The organism is Mesorhizobium sp. M5C.F.Ca.IN.020.29.1.1 (assembly GCF_003997375.1).
GTDB classification, from domain to species: domain Bacteria; phylum Pseudomonadota; class Alphaproteobacteria; order Rhizobiales; family Rhizobiaceae; genus Mesorhizobium; species Mesorhizobium wenxiniae.
In genome coordinates, this window is sequence record NZ_RZSW01000674.1 from 1 (window position 1) to 2,777 (window position 2,777).

Annotated in this window: 3 protein-coding genes; 2 read left to right on the forward strand and 1 reads right to left on the reverse strand. The window is 61.3% G+C overall.

The window, feature by feature from the left end; genetic code table 11:
• Positions 1–782, reverse strand: a 782-nt coding sequence (locus EOA85_RS31875; RefSeq protein ID WP_127212380.1) for a branched-chain amino acid ABC transporter substrate-binding protein, incomplete at its 3' end; no start/stop codon positions are given.
• A gap of 182 nt (positions 783–964) precedes the next feature.
• On the opposite strand from EOA85_RS31875, the gene EOA85_RS31880 reads away from it, so the two are divergent.
• Together EOA85_RS31880 and EOA85_RS31885 are read left to right on the forward strand one after the other, a co-directional pair.
• Entirely contained in the window at positions 965–1,768 is an 804-nt protein-coding gene (locus EOA85_RS31880) for a Ku protein (protein WP_127212381.1), read from the forward strand.
• A 36-nt stretch (positions 1,769–1,804) separates the two neighbouring features.
• Positions 1,805–2,777: ATP-dependent DNA ligase (locus EOA85_RS31885; protein WP_127212382.1), on the forward strand; the 973-nt coding region annotated here is incomplete at its 3' end.

Sequence of the window (2,777 nt, forward strand, 5' to 3'; positions counted from 1 at the left end):
ACTCTACCCACTTCGGGCGTGGCGGACAGCACGAGAACGCCTTCGCCCAATGTTGCGGTTTCTCCCGCAGGCTCAAGGAAATTCACCGCGTCCCAACAGCCGTCACCGCTGGCAAAGAGCTGGTGGAGACCTGCACGGCGCATCGCCCGCAGGATGAAAGCACCCTCGAAACTGCCGCCGTAGAACAGCAGATCGAAATCGGCCCGCAGAGATGCGACCAGCGGGTCAAAATCGCGGCTCCCTTCGCGAACCGTTCGCCGCTCCGCGATGCGTCCTCCGAGCGACAGAAAGGCCCGCGAGAACGCGATGCCTATGCTGTGGCCGTACATCGTTTCGGTTTCGACGAGGACGGCGCGGCGCTTGCCCATGGTGTCGTAGAGATGACGGGAAATGGCTGCTCCGGTCTGATCATCCCGGTTGGTGAAGCGAAAGACATTCGGCAGAGAGCGCTCGGTGAGCGCTGTGTCGGAAGCGATCGGCGTGATCATCGGGAGGTCGTGGGCGGCATAGATTTCCGCCGCAGCGATGGTGACATTGCTGTTGTAGTGGCCAACGACGCCAAGCAGATCTGCCCGGTTGCAAAAGTCGTCCGCGACTTGCCGTCCGGTCTCGACCTTTCCCTGATCGTCCGCACCCTCAACCATGATGGGAAAGCCCGCAATGCCACCGTCCGCGTTCTGCTCCTCGACCGCGAGTTCGATCGCTTGCTTCATCTCGGCGCCAAGCGCCGCCGCATTTCCCGACAATGGAGCGCCGATTGCGATCCGGATCGCTTCCGACATTGAAATGGTCCTTGCTGCCGAGCCGTTTGTCTGCCCCGAACTGCGCTTGCGCGCATCGGTTCCTTCTCGAACCGGAAAAATGATGGATTCTTGCTGGCGAGCCTTGGAGCGCGACGAAACGATGCTGGAACAATCGATCACCTTGATGCGTTCGACTGTTTTACACCTGCCGAGGATCCTCGATGGCGCCGCGTCCTTTCTGGAAAGGCTATCTGAAGCTTTCGCTCGTGACCTGTCCGGTCGCGATGACGCCCGCTACCACCGAGAGCGAAAAGGTCCGGTTCCATACGCTCAATCGCAAGAGCGGGCATCGCGTCGTCAGCCAATATGTCGACGCCGTCAACGGCAAACCAGTTGCTGAAGACGACGAGGTCAAGGGCTATCAGCGCGGCGAGGACGAATACGTCCTGCTCGAGGACGATGAGATCGACGCAGTCGCGCTGGAGAGCACGCGCACCATCGACATCGACATGTTTGTCGATGCCGACAGCATCGGCTGGATCTGGTACGACAAGCCCCACTATCTCACCCCTGACGATCCGGTCGGGGAGGAAGCATTCTCGGTCATTCGCGACGCGATGCAGTCGACAGGGAAAGTCGGAATATCGCGACTGGTCATGTACCGCCGCGAGCGCGCCGTCATGCTTGAACCACGAGGCAAGGGTATCGTGCTGTGGACACTGCGCTATGGCGACGAGGTTCGCGATCCCGAGGACTATTTCGGCAAGATCGAAAATGCCAAACCCGACCCGAAACTGATGGATATGGTCTCGACCTTGATCGATGAGCGAACCAGGCAGTGGGATCCCGCCATGACCGGAGATCCCGTCCAGGCGCGGCTGCTGGAGATCATTGCCTCGAAGAAGAAGGGCAAGAAGCGTCCAGCCAAGGCGAAGGACAAGGCCGAGCAACCGCCCAGCAACGTGATCAACATCATGGATGCGCTGCGCAAAAGCATCGGCTCGGAGACCGGAAAGCGAAAATAGGCGCACGGAGTTGCTCGGGAGAAAAAAGGCAGCACAATGAAGGTCATCCCCCGCGACGGCGGCTTCGCCCTGCCGCTCGATACGCCTCCGATGGAGGCCAAGGCGGCCGATGCGATTCCCGAAGGAGACGGATGGCAATACGAGCGCAAATGGGATGGTTTTCGCTGCCTGGCATTTCGGCAGGACGATGCGGTGGAGTTGCGCGCAAAGTCAGGCAAGCCGCTCGGACGCTATTTTCCCGAACTCGTCGCGACATTGAAGGAACTGCCGTCGCGCCGTTTTGTCGTCGACGGTGAAATCGTCATCTCGGTCGACGGCAAGTTTTCGTTCGACGCGCTCCAGATGCGGCTTCATCCCGCCGAGAGGAGGATCCGCAAGCTGTCCGCCGAAACCCCGGCTCGCATCGTCCTGTTCGACATGCTCTGCGATGAGCACGGAACCGTCTGGTTGGCGCGGACCCTGAAAAAACGGCGAGCGATCCTTGAGGCTTTCGTCGCTTCGGCAAACCGCAGGAACATCGTGCTTTCGCACTGTACGCGCGATGTGAAGGAAGCCCGCTCCTGGTTAGGGGCTGCCGGACATGGGGCGACAGACGGCGTGGTCGCCAAGCGGCTGGACGGTCCGTACCAACCGGGGGTGCGTGCGATGGTGAAGGTAAAGCGGTTGCGGTCGGCCGATTGCGTGGTCGGCGGCTTTCGCTATCTCAGCAACAGCCCGCAGGTCGGCTCTCTGTTGCTGGGTCTGTACAACCAGGCCGGCAAGCTCGATCACGTCGGTTTCACCTCGACCATTGCCAAGGACGACAGGGCAGAGCTTACCTGCAAACTCGAAGCGATGCGCGAGCCCCCCGGCTTCACCGGAAAGGCGCCGGGCGGGCCGAGCCGCTGGAGCACCGAGCGCAGCGGTGAATGGGAGCCGGTCCGGCCCGAACTGGTGGTCGAAGTACGCTTCGATCACGTCACCGGCGACCGTTTCCGGCATGGCACCAAGTTCCTGCGCTGGCGGCCGG

Coding starts and splice junctions, on each gene's coding strand:
- EOA85_RS31880 (WP_127212381.1), top strand. CDS start 965: ATGGCGCCGCGTCCTTTCTGGAAAGGCTATCTGAAGCTTTCGCTCGTG.